Source organism: Atribacterota bacterium (assembly GCA_039638595.1).
In the GTDB taxonomy this organism is placed as follows: domain Bacteria; phylum Atribacterota; class Atribacteria; order Atribacterales; family Caldatribacteriaceae; genus Profundicultor; species Profundicultor thermophilus.
The window spans coordinates 75911-95588 of sequence record JBDIWM010000003.1 but is presented as its reverse complement, the minus strand read 5'-3'; the positions used below and the strand labels follow the sequence as shown (position 1 = coordinate 95588).

The following is a 19678-nucleotide window of genomic DNA, read 5'->3' as shown; positions in this document are numbered from 1 at the left end:
TCAATCCATCAATCCCTATCTCGTGTTCCTCGCCTTTAATTCTGAAACCCAGGTCGAAGTTACTTTAGAGTACCGGGATTTCGGTTCCCTCGACAGGTTCCGGGAAAGGGTCCGGGATGATATCACTGTTTTCCCCAATGTTACCATTACTGGTGAGGGAGAAACCACCATCGACCACATTCCCGCGTACTGGTTCGACTATCTTTTTTTAGCAGAAAATACCGAAATGCAGGGAAGGCTATACCTTTTCACCCGTAAAGGGGGTTTTTACCGGATTATTTGCCTCTCATCCCGGGAACATTTCCAGAAACACTTGCCCGTTTTTGAGCGTATTATCCAGAGCTTCACCTTTATACCCATCCAAGACCAAGGCCCATGAGATACAGAAAAATATCGGGAAAAAGGGGTCATTTGACATACCTCTTTAAAGTACTCACCCTCTCTGTCACCGTGGTCATCATCCTTTTATACTTCTTCCTGGAAAAAAGTGGCAGCGAAGTGAAATTCTCTTCGTTCCAAAAAAAGTACGCCGAGAAAAACTATACCTTTTCCTTTTCCCCTACCGATACCATCCTTGTTATTGCTCCTCACTGTGATGATGAAGTGCTCGGCGCAGGTGGTTTTCTCTACGATGCCGTACACCAGGGAGCCAGGGTTTATGTGGTGATCGTGACCAACGGCGATGCCTTCCGGGTTTTCTGGACGAGGACCAAAAAGGCTGTGGAACTGGGTTATCGTCGGCAGAACGAATCAATCTCGGCCCTGCGGATTTTAGGAATTCCTCGAGAACAGGTCTTTTTCCTGGGATATCCCGACCAGGGCCTGGCACTCCTGTGGACGGAGCACTGGTCCTCTTCCCAGCCCTATTTTTCCCGTTTCACCAAGAACTGGATGGACTCCTACTTTACCAGTTACCGCCCAGGGAGCCCCTACTCAGGGGAAAACCTGACTCTGGAATTAGAAAGCATTATCAGCCGAATTCAGCCAACGGTCATTATCACCGCCTCACCCTTTGACTGGCATCCTGATCACTGGGCCACCTATACCTTCACCATGTACGCCCTGGAACAGATTCGCCTGCGTGGGTTAATGACGTTTACCGAACCAAAAATTTACTGGTATCTCATCCACTATGGAATATGGCCTTATGCTCACGGTGTTCGTCCCAAAGCGTTGCTTTTACCACCACCGCAACTCTGTTTACCACACCTTGACTGGCAAATGTATTTCCCTTCTCCATTCGCCCACTTTGCCAAATCAAGAGCTATCCGACAATACCGTAGTCAGTCCCCCTTAGGGGAGCACTTACTGAGTTTTGTCCGCAAAAATGAACTTTTTGCCCAAAACCTGGTCATCAGCGTTCCGTACTTTCCCTCACCGATTCACATCGATGGCGAAACCACAGAGTGGACTTCGCCCTTTCCCTACCAAGAACCACGGCGAGAAAAGATATGGAAACGGGAACACCTTTTTGCAGAGTTCATGGTAGCCAAAGATATGGAAAACCTATACCTGGCCCTTTCCCTGGAAAGAGTTCCTTCTTCGAAAAACACCTATTCCCTGTATTTCTATCCGGTAAACACGTTCGACGAAGCCCAAGATTTCATCCGCAGTTTCCATATTTCCCTGCGCCAGAACGGTCAAGCACTCATCGTATCTCACCCCGAAGTCCAAGCCGCAATGAAGGGGAAAACCATTGAAATCGCCATTCCTCTTCCGCTTCTCCACCATCCCCAAAGTCTTTTCTTCCAAGCCGAAATTCAAAGGAACAGAAAAATTGCCGGCAAGACTGTCTGGTACTTGCTCCGTCTAGTAGAATAAAAAATCAAAGAAAAAGGGAGCATCGAATATGAATGGCAAAATGAAGGTCGCACTCATTTTTGGGGGAAAATCAGTGGAACACGAAGTATCCATCCAATCGGCCGAGAACGTCTTTGAAGCCATTGATAAAACCAAATACGAGGTCATCCTCATCGGTATCGACAAGGAAGGCCTCTGGCACCTTGTTACTCCGTCTTTTTTCCGTGGGAAAGAGCGCTGGAAAGACAAAGACCAGGTACTCTTTCTCCCTCATCCACAGCGCGGACAGCTTTTCAATTACTCCCAGGGAAGGTTAATAGGGCCAGTTGATGTGGTTTTTCCTCTCCTCCATGGTCCCCTTGGTGAAGACGGAACCATTCAGGGAATGCTCAAACTTCTGAACCTGCCATTTGTGGGCACAGGAGTATTGGGTTCAGCGATTGGAATGAACAAGGAAGTCACGAAAAGACTCCTCAGGGAAGCCGGAATACCGGTGGTACGCTTTCTTAGTCTTGCCCCCTCCTCGGATACCGGTTTTCAAAAGGTGGTAGAACAAATAGGCGTACCGTTCTTTGTCAAACCGGCCAATCTTGGTTCCTCGGTGGGCATCAGCAAGGTCAAAAAAGAGGAAGAATTCCTGCCCGCTCTAAAAAACGCCTTCCAATATGACCAGACGGTACTCCTTGAGGAATTCATCGAGGGCCAGGAGGTCGAGTGTTCAGTTCTGGGAAATGAAAACCCCATCGCTTCCATTCCGGGCGAAATCGTTCCCCAGCATGAATTCTACTCGTATGAGGCCAAATACCTGGATGAAAAAGGGGCTATTCTCCTCATTCCAGCTCGACTCCCAAAAAAAATCGCCGAAACAGTACAGGAAATCTCTCTAAAGAGCTTTCAAACCCTCTCCTGCGAGGGCATGGCTCGGGTGGACTTTCTAATCCGTAACAAAAAAGAGATTTTCGTAAGCGAAGTGAATACCATTCCTGGGTTCACCAGAATCAGCATGTACCCGAAGCTCTGGGAAGCAAGTGGCATCACCTATCCGGAGTTAATCGACCGCCTGATTTACCTCGCCCTGGAGCGGTTTGAACGAGAGAAGCACCTGAAGACGCACTATATTCTGCCGGATAAGGGGTAGCAAGCTACCCCTTATCCTGGTTACTGAACTTTCAGACTTGACTTCAAGTCCCCAAACTTGCTGCACTTCGCATAGACTTCGATGGTGTCGCCTTTTTTGGCATCAATGAGTTGATACAGGACCACCTGTTCCTGAGGGGAATACTGAGAACTAAGGAACTGGGTAATGACCTCTTTTCCGTTCAGCGAGACTACCACCTTATCGATATAATGGTTACCCTTCGGGTCTGAAACACCATGAGGAATAGAGACACGCAGTACCTGAGTTTCCCCATCAAAAGTGACGTTGATATTCGACGGTGGATGCGCCATAGCAAAGCTGGATAAAATTCCCAGAACCAAGAGCACCAATAACCCTACGCTGATTTTTGACCACATCGTCTTCTTCCTCCTTTCTTCGTTTCGACCTTACTCATCGGTTGACCACAACAGACCAGCTCTCCTTCACCGACTTCTCTTACTTCCACCACGTTACCACACCTTTCACAACGAAAGATTTCGCCAACTTTTTCTACCCTGGCCATGCACAAACCTCCTTTCTTTTCGTCAAAATAACCATAACCGCTACAAGAAAATTCCTCAAAACCATTCAGAGCAATACCGGAAAATCAGAATTTTCAAGTGCAACCACTCCATTTCGGACAAGAGAAAGATGAAACGACTTCACCCTCACCCCTTTGGCGTACGCTTTCCGCAAGAGCACCGCCACCTCTTTATCTCGCTCCTCAAAAGGTGCACATCCGGTCACCCCCAGCAATGCCACCACAAAGATGATATAAGTCGGTATACCTTTTTGCTGAAGTTTAAGAAGGGTCTGGAAGTGCCTTCGACCACGTTCTGTGGGAGCGTCGGGGTATAGAGCCAGGCTCCCCTTCCGATACAACGCACTTTTTATTTCTCCGTACGCCTCTTCACTTTCCCTTATGAATCGGTAATCTAAGACCGAATTCCCTAAACGAGGGCTACGACGATACGTAAACCACATGGAAAGCCAGGGGAAAAACCCTTGAGAAAAGGCAACCTCAAAAGCCTTCATCTGTAAACCAGTATCAACGAGCACCAAGCCTTCTTTGTCTTCAACACCGATGAGCTTACCTGCGGTTTTACGGCCTGCATGAGGAACAAAAAATACTCTGCACCCTTTTCGCAATAGTTGTTCTAGACGCCCTGTGTTATTGAGGGAAAGCAGATTACGCTTTCCCTCAATGTCAACTTCCGCTACAAAACGATTGACTCTGTGTACCAAAAAAGCGGTGCATAATGACTCAATTTGGAAAAGGGCGGTACTCACCGTGAATGCAATGCCTTCAGGTTTTCAATCACTTCCTCCACGTGTCCTCGAACTTTGACCTTTTTCCAGACTTTTTCAATCTTTCCCTCCGGAGAAATGAGAAAGGTGCTCCGGGCAGCGGTTCCAATTTTTTGGAGAATACCCAATGCATTGCTCAACGTTCCATCGTCACTCATCAGAATATGCTTTAACCCATATTTCTCGGCAAATCTACGGTGACTTTCCGCCGATTGCGTGCTTACTCCTACCACTTCGCCTCCCAAAGCGTGAATTTCCTGCAGCCGTTGGCTGAATTCCAGTGCTTCCTTGGTACACCCCGGCGTTCCATCACGGGGGTAAAAATACATAATGACCCACTTTCCCAAAAGATCCTGCTTACGCAAGCGGACAACCGCGTTTTGCTCCGGTAAATAGGCATCATGTTCAAAATCAGGAAAATCAAGGAGCATCGAATATCACCACCTGTCTGACTAAAACCTGTATGGGATACGACTCCATAATTGGTCCACCGAAGCAGGCTTCTATCGTATCCCCAATCCTGAGAGTCGAAAAATCTATCCGTTCCCACTGCTCAAAGTTCCTCCGGAAAAACGAAGTCGAGGGGGTAACCCGTAATACTGCTCGGTCATAGATAGCGTCTCCCACAATAAGAATGTTCCCCTCGTTTTCACCCCCACGGTGAATTTCTTCCACCATCCCTTGCACATCTCCACAGGGAGGGGGAACATCCTCCAGCGGAAGGCATCCTCCCAAAAACAGCACCCAGAATAACACCCCCAAACGAAGACCAATACTAAGTATTACTTTCACCACTTATTCTTCCTTCGTCATCCCCTTCAAATCTTCCAGAGCATTCTTTTCCTCTTTACTGAGCACTTTGGAAAGGTCAAGGAGAATGAGCAATTTTCCCTCTAATTTCCCAACCCCGCGGAGGTACTCGGTATCAATAGAAGCAATAAACGGTGATGGTGGCTCAACCTTATCATCACTGATACGCAACACTTCGTCCACAGCATCCACAATCATCCCCACCGTATGGGGAGGCACTTCTACCACGACAATTCGGGTATCTTTGGTATCTTGCCTGGCAGGAAGGTTAAAACGCTTCCGAAGGTCCAGCACAGGAATCACCCTTCCCCTCAAGTTAATAACTCCCTCCACAAAGGTTGGCGCCCCCGGTACTTTGGTTACCGGCTGCATTCTGATAATCTCCTGCACCTGGGCAATATCCACACCGTAACTTTCCTCACCCAACTGAAACGCTACCAATTGCAGTTCTTGCGCCATGCTTCCTCACCCCTTTATTAAGCTTGTCTTCTCTACCCTATTTTTCGGTTTTTTTTCCAGCAATACTTTAGTCTTTCTATCGCTTCTTCTATATGATACCGCATTTTTGGAAAGAATGTGATTTTTAATCGAATCTTACACTCATTGGAATATCTTTTTTCCCCACCTGTTTTTTAATACAGATATAGTCAAATTGATGGGAAGGAGGTCTTTTCATGGTCAAACACAAAATGACCCAGCAAAATCTGGAAGGGGCTTACTCTGGAGAATCACAAGCCCACATGAGGTACCTCATCTTTTCAGAGGTTGCTGAGCGGGAAGGAAAACCGAACATCGCTCGCCTTTTCAAAGCCATTTCCTTCGCTGAACAGGTCCATGCTACCAACCATTTCCGCAATCTCGGCAACATTAACGATACGGTTAAAAATCTGGATATGGCTATCGCTGGTGAAACTTTTGAAGTGGATGAAATGTACCCTGCCTACGATGCGGTGGCGAAATTCCAGGAAGAAAAAGAAGCTCAGCGTGGAATTCACTACGCCTTAGAAGCGGAGAAAATTCATGCTGAAATGTACAAGAAAGCCAAAGAAGCGGCCATGCAGGGAAAGGACTTAGCGCTGGGAACCATTTATATCTGCCCGGTTTGTGGCTACACTGTGGAAAATGAAGCACCAGAATTCTGCCCGGTTTGTGGTGCAGCCCGAGAAAAATTTAAAGGTTTCTAAAGGAGGTTCTACCCATGACTTTTGAAGAACTCTTTAAATCAGCCGACTGGAAAGCGGAAAAACATGTCCCGGTTATCGAAGGACCGGACCAAGTGAAACAAGGAGAATGGGTCCATTTTCAAGTTACCGTGGGAAAGGAAATTCCCCATCCCAATACCACCGAACACCATATCCGCTGGATCGAAGCCTACTTCATGCCCCAGAATGGTAAATTTCCCTACCAGATTGGCAAGTTTGAATTCAATGCCCATGGGGAAAGTGCAGAAGGACCAAATCAGGGTCCAGTGTACACTCATTCCTACATTCAGTTTTCCCTCAAGACCAATCTCCCTGGAACGTTGCACGTAACATCGTACTGCAACATCCACGGTCTATGGAAAAACGAAAAGGAAATCAAGGTCGTGTAAACAAAAAACCGCTGGGTTCTACCCAGCGGTTTTTTCAAGATTTAATCTTTTCATTCCGCCTTTTCATCACTCCTGATCCTCCGAGATAGGCCGACCGAATCCGCTCATCCTGGGAAAGGTCTCGGGCTTTTCCTTCAATTGCAATCCGACCAGTTTCAAGGATATAGGCATAACTGGCGACGGCCAGAGCTTTACGGGCATTCTGCTCCACCAGAAGGATGGAGACTTGTTCTTCTTCGTGAATTTCACAGATAACGTGAAAAATTTCCTGAACAATCCGTGGGGCTAACCCTAAAGAGGGTTCATCCATGAGCAGAACCTGAGGGCGAGAAATGAGTCCCCGCCCAATGGCTAACATTTGCTGTTCACCACCAGAAAGAGTTCCAGCCAGCTGCCGACGGCGTTCCCACAATATAGGAAAAAGATGGAAAATCCAGTCCCTGCGGCGATTTTTTTCCTTCTGGTCAAGATTATTACGGACACTGTAAAGTCCTAACAACAGGTTCTCTTCCACAGTAAGGGTGGCAAAAATCCGACGTCCCTCAGGAACGTGGGCTAAACCTTGAGCAGGAAGTTCAAAAGGAAGGAAAGAATGAATATCCCGATTTCGAAAAAAAACCTGCCCTTTTTTCGGACGTAAGAGTCCAGAAATCGATTTTAAAAGGGTGGTTTTCCCGGCACCGTTTGCCCCAAGGACTGCAACGATATCCCCTTTTTTGAGTTCGAGGGTTACTCCTTTCAGGGCATCCACCGCTCCATACGCCACCCACAAATCCTGAATACGCAACAGGGTTTCCATATTACTCGTCTTCCTTGCCCAGATACGCTTCGATAACCATGGGATGATTATAAATCTCCTGGGGAATCCCTTCAGCAATTTTATTCCCCATATCCATCACGCTGACCCAATCGGAGATTCCCATCACCACATTCATATCATGTTCAATGAGGAGCATAGTCAATCCCTCCTCAGTTAGATCCTGCAGGAGCTCCATCAGTTCCTCCGATTCTTTGTCGTTGAGACCAGAAGACGGCTCATCGAGAATGAGGAGTTTCGGGGCTGTGGCTAAAGCTCTGGCAATTTCAAGGTATCGCTGTTTCCCATATGGAAGATTTTTGGCCAGTTCGTTCCGATATTCCCAAAGGCCGACCTGATGGAGCCGGAACGAAGCAATTTCAACAAACTCCCGTTCCTCCTTAAGCTGGGAAGGGGTTCGCAAAATAGATGCCCAGACTCCCGCTTTCCCATGACCATGCAGGCCAGCCATGACATTCTCAACGCAGGTCAAAGCCGGAAAGAGACGAATATTTTGAAAGGTGCGGGCAATACCCCGGGAAACGATTTGATGAGGTTTAAGACCGGTGATATCTTCACCACGGAATAATACCCGACCACTATCCGGACGGTAAATCCCGGTAATGATGTTAAAAAGGGTGGTCTTTCCTGCTCCATTTGGACCAATGAGGCTAGTGATTTTTCCCGGACACACCTTGAGGTCATAATTGCTCACTGCCACCAGCCCTCCAAATCGAAGAGTTACGCTACAGGTTTCCAGAAGACAATCATTCTGGATGGCTCTTTCTAACTGGGGGGTCACCCTTTCCTGAACGAGTAACCGACCATGTTGTACGAGCCATTCATCGTTTTCGCGAAGACCCCAAACGCCGAGGCCCTGAAAGCCAAGACCCTCGCGTTTACGGGGAAGTAGCCCTCCGGGACGGAAAATCATCATCACCATGAGCGCCAACCCAAAGAAAAGGAGTCGGAAACTGGCAAACTGGCGGAAAATTTCTGGAAAAATCACCACCGCCGCAGCACCAAGAAGCGTCCCGGGAATAGAGCCGAGTCCCCCCAAAAGAACGATACAGAAAAGGAGGGCCGATTCCATGAACAAAAAACTCTGGGGTGAAACCACCATCATTTTGGAGGCATACACGCTCCCGGTGAGTCCCGCCAGGGCAGCTCCCAGAGTGAAGGCAAGCAGCTTATAGTAACGAACATCAACACCGGTTGTCTCAGCTGCGATTTCGTCTTCCCGAATATAATTCCAGGCTCGACCCACCCGTGACCCTTGCAGGCGCAAAAGCCCTCCAATGACCAAAACCACAATAATCCAGATAAAATAGTAAAAATGGGTGGGAGTGGTAACTACCCAAGAACCGACCATCGGTGCTTCCACACCAGTAATCCCATTAGGACCATTGGTAAGCCCCCAAGGGTTATTGACAATTCCAATGCGTACAATCTCACCAATTCCAATGGTGACGATGCACAAATAATCCCCCCGCAGGTGAATCACCGGTGACATCACAAGGTACGCAAATCCCGCCGCCGAAAGGGCACTCAAGGGTAAAAGCCAAAACACCGGAACGTTGAACATGGTGTTGAGGATAGCCGTGGTATAGGCACCAATAGCGTAAAACGCCGCATGCCCCAGGTCAAAAAGTCCCACCTCTCCCAAAACTACGTTGAGACTCAATCCCAAAAGACTGTAAATACCCACAAAAAATCCCACATCAATCCAGTAATTGTTGACAAATGGGAACACCGGAAAGAGGAAAATGAATATGCCCGTAAGAACCATCATCAACAAGGAAGAAACACGCCTTTTCACCTGGCGAGAGAACGGTGCAGAATGATTCTTCCCTAAAAGAAGGCGCTGGCGAACCATTTCCACAACATTCATTGTCACTACACCTTTTCAGCCACTTTTTCCCCGATAAGCCCCGTGGGACGAAAAATGAGAACAAGGATCAGAATCAAAAAAGTGAAACCATCCTTCCAGGCACCGCCCCCTGGAACATACCCAGCAAGCATCGTTTCCATAATACCAAGCAGAATCCCCCCCAGCATGGCACCGGGGATGTTACCAATACCTCCAAGAATCGTGGCAGTAAAAGCTTTTAACCCATAATTCCAGCCCATACTGAACTGAATGGAGCGGTAATACATCCCATTCATCACTCCAGCCATTCCCCCCAGAGCCGGCCCCAGGGTGAACACAAAGAGAATCACCTTTCGAATGTCAACCCCAAGCAGCGTGGCCGTTTCCCGGTCAAGCGCCGAAGCCCTTACCGCCGCTCCAAAAGGGGTTTTCTCCACCACATAATAGATAATACTCATCACGAGAAGCGAGAGAATCAAAATCAGGATTTTCAAAAAAGAAATCGAGATTCCCAAAAAATGAAAGGAAGCTGCGGGAATGAGTTGGCTCGGGTATACCTGGAAGCGCGGACCCCATAAAGCCATAATACCATTCTGGATGAAAATGGACATCCCCAGCGCGGAAACTACAAGTGGTAGCCTTCCTGCGGGATAGACCGGCCGATACGCAACTCGTTCCACCACAATCCCAGCTCCAGCGTTGGCAAAGAAAACAAATCCCATAGCCAGAGCCATTCCCCACCATAAACCCACGGATTGGGTGATCCAACTGGTTCCCCAGACAAGAAAGGTATACCCCAGGTAACTTCCCAGGGTAAAGAGGTCTCCATGAGCAAAGTTAATGAGTTTCATCACCCCGTATACCATGGAGTACCCCAAGGCTACCAGTGCGTAAAACGAACCAACTGTCAATCCATTAATAAGCTGTTCCAAGAAAACCTTCACGTAGAATCGCCCTCTCTATGGAAACTGCAAATGGCCGAACGCAGGTGCGTTCGGCCACGCTATGTCAAGGCTGAAAGAGTTCGAGCTGCCCTTTTTCGTTATACCGATACATGGCGTAGGGAATATCTTTACGGTCACCACGTTCGGTAAAGTAAATTGGGCCGGTAATTCCTGTGGCGTTTTGCATGGCGCGCATTTCCCGGGCCAAGATATCCGAATCCGTTGACCCGGTGTTCCTAATGGCCTGGGCAACGGCAAACAAAGCATCAGCCGCATAAATCGGCCAGGGAGAGGAGGGAATCTCACCAAACTTCGCTCGGTAGGCTTCAAAGAAGGCTTGGGACTTCGGCGTATCAAGGTCCTGGGGAAGTGGTTCCTGGGTCATGAGCGTTCCCACCACATACTCAAGACCGGCAATTTTCACAAAATCGTCGTTGGGAACGGCGTTACTCCCCACAAAGGGAATGGTAATGCCGAGTTCCCTCCCCTGACGCACCAGGAGTCCAGCCTCAGGATAATAAGCAGTATAGTACCAGACATCAGGGTTACTCTCCCGCAGTTTGGTGAGCGCAGCGCTATAATCCTGTTCCCCAGGGGTAATGGCGTCGTAGTAGACAATTTCCGCACGACCTTCTTGAATATACGGTTCTAAGTATTTTCGCGTTTCTTCTGCTACCCCTTTTCCATAAGTTTGGTTATCGTGCATAATGGCAATTCGTTTCCATCCCATGGTTTCCACGGCAAACTTGGCAAAAAAAGCCCCCTGAGAGTCATCTCGCCCACAGGTCCGGAAAAAGTAAGGACGTTCTTTATCCATGGTCAGTCTGACCGCTGTCGCCCCATAGGCAACAGAAATCACCTTATTGCGGTCATAGAGGTCCGCTGCCGGCTCGGTGACTGAAGAACCGTAACTAGCAATGGCTGCTACCACTTTTTGCGAAATCAGACGCTGTGCAGCCAGAGCGCTATCACGGGGGTTCGAAGCGTCATCGGCCACAACAATTTCAATCAGTCGACCGTTTATCCCCCCCTCCTTGTTGAGGAGCTCCGCAGCCAGTTCCACACACTGTTTGGCCATCTGCCCCTCGATGGCGAAACTCCCGGTAATTGGCGCCTGGAGTCCAATACGAATCGGTTCTCCAGCCCATAGCTGTCCTGTGAAAATACCTCCAAAAATACCAGTCACAATCCAGAAAACCACCAATGCTTTTCTCATCCACTTCTCCTCCTTCTTCTTGGTCAATTTCCTTCTCTAATTTCCATTATAACAGAAGCTGACGCATCCTCCATGTCCATAGCACCCCATCGAACCGTATCTCGTTACAAATTTTCCTGTTTCAACACCTCCTTTTCGTTCTCTTCAAAGATAGTCTGTATTTCTTCTTCGGTCTTACGCAGGCGTTCCCGCAAGAAGCGGGAGAGAGCAGTAGCTCGTTTCACCTTTTCCACCAACAAATCAACGCTCACCTCCCCTCTTTCAAGTTCCTCCACAATAGTTTTCAGTTCCTGAAAAGCCGCTTCATAAGAAAGTGCCATCGGTTCTTTCATGCCTCTCTTTCACCTCACTCATAAGCTGACCATCATGCGTCTGGGTATATAGTTTTTGCCCCACTGAGCAGTCGTGAACACTTTTGACGATTTTCCCCTCTGAAAAGGTGAGCGTATACCCCCGGCGAAGCACGTTGGAGGGATGAAGCAACACCAGCGCTTTTTCCTCTTGATCCAGTGATTGCTTCATTTCCTCAAGCCTTTTTACAGTCTCCCGGCGGAAAGCCTGTTCAAGGTCGTGCTGTGTCACCCTTGCTTTCTCAAGAAAAGCCCGGAGAAGCAAATCGAAGCGCTCTTCGAAGCGAAGATGTTTCTCCCGTTCTTTCTGAAAAAGAAGCAAAGCATCACCCCGAAACCGCCGTATCCAATCACTGAGTTCCATCTGGTAGCATTCTAAAGTTTCCCAGGTAGCCCCCCAGAGACGAGATAATTCTCTGTTGAGTCCTTCCTCAAAAGCTTTGACCCGGTCAACCAAGAAATCGGCCACCGCAGTTGGCGTCTTTAGGGCAGAATACGATACACAATCCATCACGCTTTCATCTCTGTGATGGCCAATTCCAGTGAGTACCGGAAGAGGGAATTCAGCGACCATTTTGCCCAGCGCATAGCTATCAAAGCAACTTAAATCCACTCTGGAGCCACCACCCCGCAAGACCACCACCACATCAAAATGCCGGGCCTCCATTCGAACCGCCTCAAGAGCACCAAGAAGAGAAAACTCTGCCTCTTCGCCCTGAACAAGGGTTGGGAAAAGCTTCACCGTAAATCGAAAGCCATAAGGGTTCTCCTTAAGGTGCATCAAAAAATCCTCAAACCCTGCCGAGTGTTCTGAAGACACCACGGCAATCCGCTGCGGCACAAGAGGAAGGGAAATCTGGCGATTTTTTTCCAAAAGACCCTCCTGAGCAAGACGTTGCAGAATTTCCCGACGCTTCCGCGCCATTTCACCCAGAGAATAGTTGGAGTTAATCCCCTGTACCTCCAGGCTGAGACCGTAAGCCGGATGAAAGCGTAACCGTCCCTGTAAAAGAATTTTCATCCCCACCTTGAGACGTTGTCCAGTCTCGTCCTCAAACATATCCACAATTTTTGCTGATGAAGACCAGATTATTCCCCGAATCCGGGCTTTAACCGAATCGCCTTCTTTTTCGACCAGTTCCAGATAAATATGAATCCGCTTGCGCAAGTCGGCGATTTCGGCCACCACCCAGAAAGACGAAGAGAAATACCCCTCCACCAAAGCCTGCACTGCCTGCAAGAGGCCAGAAAGAGTGAAAACGACGTTTTCTTCTGGTTGAAGATGGAAAAATTCCACACCTAACCCCCTCTCTTTTTCTCCATCACTCATTATACTTTTTCCTAAAAATTGGATAAACTATAAAGCGACAGTACAAAGAAGGGAGGAACAACATGAAAACATACAAAATCGGTGTGATTCCCGGTGATGGCACTGGACCAGAAGTAGTCCGTGAAGGACTCAAAGTGCTTGAAACAGTAGCAAAAAAGGCACAGTTTACCTACGAGATCGTGCTCTACCCATTCGGTGGAGAATATTACCAAAAAACCGGAGAAACTCTCCCCGAATCAGCCCTGGAAGAATTTAAAAAACTTGATGCTCTATACCTCGGTGCCATTGGACATCCTGAGGTTAAACCGGGAATTCTCGAACAGGGTATTCTCCTCAAAATTCGCTTTCGCCTCGACCAGTATATTAACCTCCGACCGGTAAAACTCTATCCGAACGTTTGGACCCCTATCAAAGATAAAGGGCCTGAAGAAATCGACTTTGTGGTGGTGCGGGAAAATACCGAAGGCCTGTACGTGGGTGCCGGAGGATTCCTCCGGAAAGGCACTCCTGATGAGGTCGCCATCCAGGAATCCATCAATACCCGCAAAGGTGTGGAACGTTGTATCCGTTTTGCCTTTGAATACACCCGTAAACGCAATAAAAAGAAAAAACTCACCCTCTGCGGTAAAACCAATGTCCTTACCTTTGCTTTCGATCTCTGGGAACGAACTTTCCAGGAGGTAGCGAAAGAGTACCCCGACATTCAAACCGACTACGCCCACGTGGACGCTACGACCATGTGGATGGTGAAAAATCCAGAATGGTTTGATGTCATCGTCACCGATAACATGTTTGGGGACATCATCACCGACCTTGGAGCGATGATTCAAGGTGGCATGGGCATTGCCGCCGGAGGAAACCTCAACCCTCAAGGTGTATCCATGTTTGAACCTATCGGCGGTTCTGCACCCAAGTACACCGGGATGAATGTTATTAATCCTCTTGCTGCTATTTGTGCTTTGGGAATGCTCCTTGAAACCATCGGAGAAGAGCACGCCTCTTGGATGGTGGAAAACGCGGTCACCAAAGCCTTAGAAAGCGGTAAAATCAAAAGCATGAGCGCTGGCAAGATGGGTCTTTCCACCCAAGAAGTGGGAGACCTGGTGGCCTCAATGGTTGAATAAAAAGGGTGGTCTTCGCGACCACCTTTTTGGATTTTCAAGATTTTCCCTTACTTTCACAAAACTCAGTATTACCAGGAAACCTTTGCGATTTGAAAAAAGGTGATAAACTGGTGGTAAACCGAAAGGACGGGAAGGATTATGAAAAAAAGGGTAGCAATATGGATTCTTTTTGTGGTGACAGCAAGCATTGTTTTTCTTCTCCCTGGATGCCTATGGCGCATGCTGAGCGGTGGTGCAACGGGAACAGCCCCCACTTCTACCGCTTCACCCACGGTGAGCTGTCCTGCGGGATGTTGCCCCTGCCCAACACCTACACCTGCCTGCGTACCCTGTCCAACACCAACCCCCACCTGCGTACCCTGTGCAACACCGACAGCAACACCGTGCATACAGTGCTCTTTTTAAGATGGAGGAAAGAACTATTCTAAAGAACCCCCACCTTCCTGAGTGGGTGGGTGACCAGAGGAGGATGATTCCAGAGGGGTTCCTCCTTCTTGAGTAGGAGTGGTACCAGAAATACCCGGCGAACCCGATGGCACACCCTGGCCAGAGGAAAGAGATGGCTTCTGGCGAGAGGAAGCAATGAATTGCCGTATTTCCATTTCCACCAGGTTGAAATTGTTGTACTTATCTAAAGCTTCCTCCAGCACTCCGGCTGTTTGTTCCATGTCAACACCACTACGGCGGGCACGTTCTAAGAGGGTGGCAATTTTCGTAACCTCTTCACTTTTCAGATTTTTGACCACCACCTTTTCAGCGACACTACCCACTTTTACTGGATCCACACCAACCTCAAGCAGGGTGGAGATTGAAGCAATAATCTTCGGCAAGTCTTTGGGACTCGTGTTCTTGACTCGTTGCACCACTTCGCGCAAAAGCGGCGCCGGTACCGAAAGTTCGATAGAGAGCGCGAGATCCGTTAAGGTCTTTTCCCGGGCTTTTCCCTCAATCCCGGCATCATCCAAAATTTCCTTGGCTTCGAGAAGGGCCTTTTTTCTTCTTTCCAGAGTCTGAACTAGAATATAGGGATTAACCCGTTTCCCAACACCTTCTTTAAATTTAGAAAAAATAAAAGATACCGGAAGATTCTGAACTGATATTTCTTGGGTGATTGCCGTAACTCGATTTTGCAAGTACGCTTTTTCTTCCTCGGTGTAGGAAGACCTGGAAACGATATCTTCGACATTCGAGGCCCAGACTGGAAGAATAGAAATAACGAGGAAAAGAAAAACCCAAAAAACACCAATTTTTCGCATACCTTACTCGCCGTTCAGGCCGTCAATCACTAATACCGAATTGCGATTACCAAACCCATCGGAAATCTGCCGGGGTGCGCTGGGGTCAGGAACCCATTCTTTCCCATCCAAAAGGAAACCGTAAGCATATTTTCCAGGCCGCAGACGCACAGTAATCTTCCAACAATTCTCTTTGACTTTTTCCATATCCAGGTAATTCCAATCACTGAAATCACCCGCTACCGCCACAATTTTAGGATTCTGAATTGGAGAATAAAAAACCAGCTCGATTTTTCGATAACCAAAATAGCGGGAGATTTCCAGGCGGGGGAAAATGGGCCAAGTGGTGATAAACATAACCAGAAGAAAGGAACAAGCCAAAGCTACAACCACACGCTTTTTGAAAAAAGTATACGGTCGACTTTTATGATCAATGGTTTTCATCACTCGCTCGGCAAAATCGATACTGACCTCCTGCCGAGGGAGACTATGAAGATAACAAACCAACTTTTCTTCTTTACGGTCCATTACACCCACCACTTTTATATACGCATGTCTATCCTTTAAGTTTCACTCCAGATATCCTTCCAACCATTCCTTCAGCTTTTTCCTTGCTCGATGAAGACACGATTTTACCGTCCCCACTGGCAAATCCATAATCTGGGCAATTTCCTCGTACGAACAGTCTTCCAGATGCCGTAAAACAACGATTTCTCGAAGGTTCAAAGGAAGGCGCTCAATGGCCTTTTCAATTTTTTCCCGAAGCTCTTCATTCAGAACGGTCCGAAGCGGATCCGGAGAATGCTCTTCTTCGATTAACTCCCCCATTTCCGTATCCCCGTCTTCACTGACGGCAAAATTGAGCGACAGGTCCACATCTCCCCTTTTTCGCTTTCGGAAGTAATCAAGGCACACATTTCGGGCAATGGTATAAATCCAGGTGGAAAATTCGTAAGCGTGATTGTATTGACGCAAGGAGAAAAACGCTTTGACAAAGGTAGTTTGTGCCAGGTCCTCGGCTTCTTCTTTCTGCTTGACCATATAGTAAATATAATTGAAAATTTTATCTTCGTAACGATGCACAAGGAGCGCAAAGAGTTCTTTTTTCCCGTTTAGGACTTCTTGAACAATTTCCCGATCTTCTTGAGGATACATTGACCGGCAAACTTACAGGAAGTTTTGTTTCAGCCAGTTAATGCGAAAATAGACGCTCTGAATCAAAGATGATCCATCCGCCCATTTAGCACCCGGATAATCCCGGACAATACCCAAATAGACCTCATAGGCTTCCAGGTACCGTCCTAACTTTTCCAAGCACAGACCTTTATGGAAAAGGGCCGCAGGAGCAATGAGTATGCCATTATACCATTTCCCCTGGGGATACCGGGTGATACAGGTTTCAAAGGACGATAGCGCTTCCGAAAAACGGGATGCTTTATAAAACGAAGCACCAGCAAAGTACTGGGCGTCATCAGAAAGGTCAGTATCAGGATATTTTTCCACGTACTCTAAAAACCGGCTGGCTGCCCGGTTATAGAATTCCAGCTTATAAAGGCAATGAGCCATGGAATACAGTGCTTTTCGACCCGCTTCACCACCCTGATTGACGGCATTTTCATAAGCAGAAAGGGCTTTGGTGTATTCACCCACAATGTAGTAACAATCCCCCATTTCATAATACGCATTCCCCAAAAGTTCGCTCTGGGAATATTGCTCCACAAAACGCTGGTATTCTACAATAGCCTTCCAGTAATCTTTCAGCCCCTCCCCAAAACTTTTGGCAATCAGGTACTGAGCGTCATCGGCAAAGTCACTCGCAGAGGATGTAACAGATTCAAGGACTGAAACCGCTTCAAAATACCGGTCAAGCTCAAAAAGCGAAGCACCCTTGACAAACCTGATATCAAACACATCACGACTTGAAGGATACAAAACAAGGAATACCTCGGCTTCCCGAAGTGCCCGCTCATACAATCCACTTTCATAGAGAAGAAAAACATATTCCTTTAAAGTCCTTTCGGATTGAGGAAGGAGCGTAATCACTGAAAGAAAAACCGTTTCATCTGGAGAGACAGACACCTGTCGAAACGCACCCACATACGAATCAGCCGAGAAAAAGACAAAAGTCTGCCCCGCTGGAACGTCCTCAAGGCGAAAATGTCCCTCACTGTCCGTAATCGCTTTTACACCCCCTGCTTCAACCAGGGCTCCCGTAAGAGGGCCATTACCTCCCCACACTTCCCCTTCTATCGACCCCTTCTTGACATTCCCCAAGCAACCGGTCAAAAAGACCAGAATGACCACCATCCCCAGAGCAAGACACCTTTTCATCAGCGTTCCATCCTTTCCAGGCTCGCCAATTCTCTCTTTGCCAAACCATAGTTTCTGTAATCCGAAGAAGCATGTTCAACCACGAAACGAAATTTTTCCTTGGCCTCCTCGTTTTTTCCCTGCGCTTTCAGGATAAGAGCCAAAAAATAATGAATTTCCACGTTATCAGGTTGAAGAGAAAGCGCCAGGCGCAGAGCTTCTTCGGCTTCATCATGTTCCTTCATCCGGTAATAGACAAAACCCAAATGCAAAAGGTATAGAGGATTTTGAGGAGAAAGCTCCACGGCTTTTTTTAGGGCCATCAGTGCTTTCTGCCATTCGTTGATTGTAGGAGCTTCACTGCGCAATTCGTGGATATATCCCAATCGCAACCAGCTCCAGTGGTCCTCAGGGTTTTCGGCCAGATGTTTCCAAAAAGCCTGCACCGCCTTTCCCGAAATCGACAGGGCTTTACGATATTCTCCTTTTTCCAGAAGAATCAAACCCATCTCGTAATAGGCATCGTGAAGCCGCACCCCCTCCTGGACACACTGTTCAAGAAGCGCCATCGCCCTGGTGTAATCCCCCTCCGTCTTAGCGTTGAGCGCCTGCTCCACCAGGTCAACGTGATGTTCCAGCACGGAAGCCGAGCCCAAGCCATGAAAAAAAACCAACAAGAAGATTCCCAACCATTTTCCGTATCGCATCCTCTCACTTCCTATCCATCAGCAAGTATAACACAAAACCAAAAACACCAAATACGATGTCTGGCATCCAGGCTGCAAGCCAGGGAACCATAATCTCTCCCCGCCCCAGAGAGCGAAAAACCGAAAGAAGGATATAGTAAACGAAGGCAAGGATTACGGTGACAATCACTCCCAGGGTTTTGCTATCTTTTCGTCGTTGCAACCCCAGGGGCATTCCTATCAGAATAAACATCAGAGCGGAAAAGGGAAGAGCAAATTTGAGGTGATAGGCCACTTCAAGCTTTTGGGTATTTGACCCAGCTTTCTTGAGGATTTCAATTTGCTGGCGGAGCTCCCGAAAAGACATTTCCTCAGGATTGCGCTGTTTTTCAAAAAATTCCTTGAGTTCCTCTCTCATGTCAATGGTCATCCGCGAAAAGGCCATCTCTTCTTCCAGGCGACCCTCATCGTTGTACCGACTCAGTACTCCGTCTTCAAGGAGCCACTGATCCTCTAACCAGCGCGCTCTCTGAGCCACAATCACATTGGGAAAGAAGCGGGACTTACCCATCTCATAGATGATCACTCGACGCATTTCCCAGGTACGGTTATCAAGTTCATTCACATAAAAATAGCGGTCTTCCGAATCACGGAAAAAGACATTCTGCTGAATTCTGGGCGGAGTCTTCTTGTAAACGTATTCCCGCAAAAGAACTTGGGCACGATGGTTAGTTTCCGGAACCACCAGGTCGTTGAGGGCAAAAGACCCCAACGCCACCAGAAGCGAAAACACAATATAAGGCCAGAGAAATCGCTTCAAGCTCACTCCACTTGCCTCAATGGCCACGAGTTCGCTATCCCGGCTTAGCCTTCCCAGATTGAGTTCCGCCGCAAGAAGTGCGGAAATGGGAAAGGTCATCACCATCTGAGCCGGAATGTAGAGGAGTAAGATTTCTATCGCCACAAACAAGGGAACCTGTTCATTCACAAAAAACTCTGCCAGCTCGAAAAGTACCTGAACAAGCATCACAATGGTCACTGCGCCGACCCACAGAAACATTCCTGAAGCACTTTCTCTCATCACATATCGGTCCAAAACCTTGGCAAACAAAAAGACACCACATCCTTTGGAAAAAATTTTGGTAATTAGTTTCTACCTCTTTTGAAGTC

General features: G+C 47.8%; 25 protein-coding genes. 7 read left to right on the top strand and 18 right to left on the bottom strand.

The genetic code is table 11. The features are described from left to right. From ABDK92_01830 to ddlA, 3 genes are all read left to right on the top strand, one after another. The coding region (locus ABDK92_01830; protein MEN3185362.1) for a PsbP-related protein at positions 1-379 on the top strand (379 nt) is incomplete at its 5' end. A gap of 32 nt (positions 380-411) precedes the next feature. Beyond that, a complete protein-coding gene (locus tag ABDK92_01825) occupies positions 412-1821 on the top strand; it encodes a PIG-L family deacetylase (GenBank protein ID MEN3185361.1) in 1410 nt (469 codons plus the stop codon). Positions 1822-1849: 28 nt separating this feature from the next. Further along, positions 1850-2938: a D-alanine--D-alanine ligase gene (gene ddlA / locus ABDK92_01820; GenBank protein ID MEN3185360.1), complete on the top strand. Its 1089-nt coding sequence runs from the start codon at positions 1850-1852 to the stop codon at positions 2936-2938. Between the two features lie 20 nt (positions 2939-2958). Here the strand turns inward: ddlA and ABDK92_01815 are convergent, their stop codons facing one another. From ABDK92_01815 to ABDK92_01790, 6 genes are all read right to left on the bottom strand, one after another. After that, positions 2959-3315, bottom strand: a complete 357-nt coding sequence (locus ABDK92_01815) for a hypothetical protein (protein MEN3185359.1) — start codon at positions 3313-3315, stop codon at positions 2959-2961. Continuing rightward, on the bottom strand, positions 3294-3461 hold the full coding sequence (locus ABDK92_01810) for a desulfoferrodoxin FeS4 iron-binding domain-containing protein (GenBank protein ID MEN3185358.1): 168 nt from the start codon (positions 3459-3461) through the stop codon (positions 3294-3296). Before ABDK92_01810 ends, ABDK92_01815 begins: the two co-directional genes overlap by 22 nt. Positions 3462-3526: 65 nt before the next feature. After that, positions 3527-4228: a DNA/RNA nuclease SfsA gene (gene sfsA / locus ABDK92_01805; protein ID MEN3185357.1), complete on the bottom strand. Its 702-nt coding sequence runs from the start codon at positions 4226-4228 to the stop codon at positions 3527-3529. Further along, on the bottom strand, positions 4225-4677 hold the full coding sequence (locus tag ABDK92_01800) for a peroxiredoxin (protein MEN3185356.1): 453 nt from the start codon (positions 4675-4677) through the stop codon (positions 4225-4227). The genes sfsA and ABDK92_01800 overlap by 4 nt, the downstream gene beginning before the upstream one ends. Further along, positions 4667-5038: a hypothetical protein gene (locus ABDK92_01795; protein MEN3185355.1), complete on the bottom strand. Its 372-nt coding sequence runs from the start codon at positions 5036-5038 to the stop codon at positions 4667-4669. The genes ABDK92_01800 and ABDK92_01795 overlap by 11 nt, the downstream gene beginning before the upstream one ends. A 3-nt stretch (positions 5039-5041) precedes the next feature. Further along, entirely contained in the window at positions 5042-5515 is a 474-nt protein-coding gene (locus ABDK92_01790) for a chemotaxis protein CheW (GenBank protein MEN3185354.1), read from the bottom strand. A 215-nt stretch (positions 5516-5730) separates the two neighbouring features. Here ABDK92_01790 and ABDK92_01785 point away from each other — a divergent pair, with 215 nt between their 5' ends. Both ABDK92_01785 and ABDK92_01780 read left to right on the top strand, forming a co-directional pair. Continuing rightward, positions 5731-6240 (top strand): rubrerythrin family protein, encoded by a 510-nt coding sequence (locus tag ABDK92_01785; protein MEN3185353.1) that lies wholly within the window; start codon positions 5731-5733, stop codon positions 6238-6240. A gap of 14 nt (positions 6241-6254) precedes the next feature. Beyond that, on the top strand, positions 6255-6647 hold the full coding sequence (locus tag ABDK92_01780) for a class II SORL domain-containing protein (protein MEN3185352.1): 393 nt from the start codon (positions 6255-6257) through the stop codon (positions 6645-6647). Positions 6648-6681: 34 nt separating this feature from the next. Here ABDK92_01780 and ABDK92_01775 read toward each other — a convergent pair whose 3' ends face one another. The 6 genes from ABDK92_01775 to xseA form a co-directional block, all read right to left on the bottom strand. Then, on the bottom strand, positions 6682-7446 hold the full coding sequence (locus ABDK92_01775) for an ABC transporter ATP-binding protein (protein MEN3185351.1): 765 nt from the start codon (positions 7444-7446) through the stop codon (positions 6682-6684). Between the two features lies 1 nt (position 7447). Next, complete coding sequence (locus ABDK92_01770) at positions 7448-9334, bottom strand: branched-chain amino acid ABC transporter ATP-binding protein/permease (protein ID MEN3185350.1); 1887 nt, start codon at positions 9332-9334, stop codon at positions 7448-7450. Between the two features lie 5 nt (positions 9335-9339). Beyond that, positions 9340-10257, bottom strand: coding sequence for a branched-chain amino acid ABC transporter permease (locus ABDK92_01765; GenBank protein ID MEN3185349.1), 918 nt, complete (start codon positions 10255-10257; stop codon positions 9340-9342). 64 nt (positions 10258-10321) lie between these two features. After that, a complete protein-coding gene (locus tag ABDK92_01760; protein MEN3185348.1) occupies positions 10322-11473 on the bottom strand; it encodes a branched-chain amino acid ABC transporter substrate-binding protein in 1152 nt (383 codons plus the stop codon). 104 nt (positions 11474-11577) lie between these two features. Continuing rightward, positions 11578-11805, bottom strand: a complete 228-nt coding sequence (gene xseB / locus ABDK92_01755) for an exodeoxyribonuclease VII small subunit (protein MEN3185347.1) — start codon at positions 11803-11805, stop codon at positions 11578-11580. After that, a complete protein-coding gene (gene xseA, locus ABDK92_01750) occupies positions 11777-13153 on the bottom strand; it encodes an exodeoxyribonuclease VII large subunit (protein ID MEN3185346.1) in 1377 nt (458 codons plus the stop codon). Before xseA ends, xseB begins: the two co-directional genes overlap by 29 nt. A 62-nt stretch (positions 13154-13215) precedes the next feature. Here xseA and ABDK92_01745 point away from each other — a divergent pair, with 62 nt between their 5' ends. After that, entirely contained in the window at positions 13216-14277 is a 1062-nt protein-coding gene (locus ABDK92_01745; GenBank protein ID MEN3185345.1) for a 3-isopropylmalate dehydrogenase, read from the top strand. Positions 14278-14282: 5 nt separating this feature from the next. Then, the gene (locus ABDK92_01740; protein ID MEN3185344.1) at positions 14283-14705 is read left to right on the top strand and encodes a hypothetical protein; all 423 of its coding nucleotides are present in this window, start codon (positions 14283-14285) and stop codon (positions 14703-14705) included. Here ABDK92_01740 and ABDK92_01735 read toward each other — a convergent pair. The 6 genes from ABDK92_01735 to ABDK92_01710 are packed head-to-tail and all read right to left on the bottom strand — an operon-like array spanning position 14697 to position 19619. Beyond that, complete coding sequence (locus tag ABDK92_01735) at positions 14697-15533, bottom strand: hypothetical protein (GenBank protein MEN3185343.1); 837 nt, start codon at positions 15531-15533, stop codon at positions 14697-14699. The two genes, ABDK92_01740 and ABDK92_01735, sit on opposite strands and share 9 nt — an antisense overlap. A 3-nt stretch (positions 15534-15536) precedes the next feature. Further along, positions 15537-16040, bottom strand: coding sequence for a hypothetical protein (locus tag ABDK92_01730; protein ID MEN3185342.1), 504 nt, complete (start codon positions 16038-16040; stop codon positions 15537-15539). A gap of 42 nt (positions 16041-16082) precedes the next feature. Beyond that, positions 16083-16667 carry a sigma-70 family RNA polymerase sigma factor gene (locus ABDK92_01725; GenBank protein MEN3185341.1) on the bottom strand — a complete coding sequence of 195 codons (585 nt, stop codon included), beginning with the start codon at positions 16665-16667 and terminating at the stop codon, positions 16083-16085. Positions 16668-16679: 12 nt separating this feature from the next. Further along, positions 16680-17843, bottom strand: a complete 1164-nt coding sequence (locus tag ABDK92_01720) for a tetratricopeptide repeat protein (protein MEN3185340.1) — start codon at positions 17841-17843, stop codon at positions 16680-16682. Then, entirely contained in the window at positions 17843-18529 is a 687-nt protein-coding gene (locus ABDK92_01715; GenBank protein MEN3185339.1) for a tetratricopeptide repeat protein, read from the bottom strand. The genes ABDK92_01720 and ABDK92_01715 overlap by 1 nt, the downstream gene beginning before the upstream one ends. A 4-nt stretch (positions 18530-18533) precedes the next feature. Further along, positions 18534-19619 carry an LptF/LptG family permease gene (locus tag ABDK92_01710; protein ID MEN3185338.1) on the bottom strand — a complete coding sequence of 362 codons (1086 nt, stop codon included), beginning with the start codon at positions 19617-19619 and terminating at the stop codon, positions 18534-18536. Positions 19620-19678 lie beyond the last annotated feature (59 nt).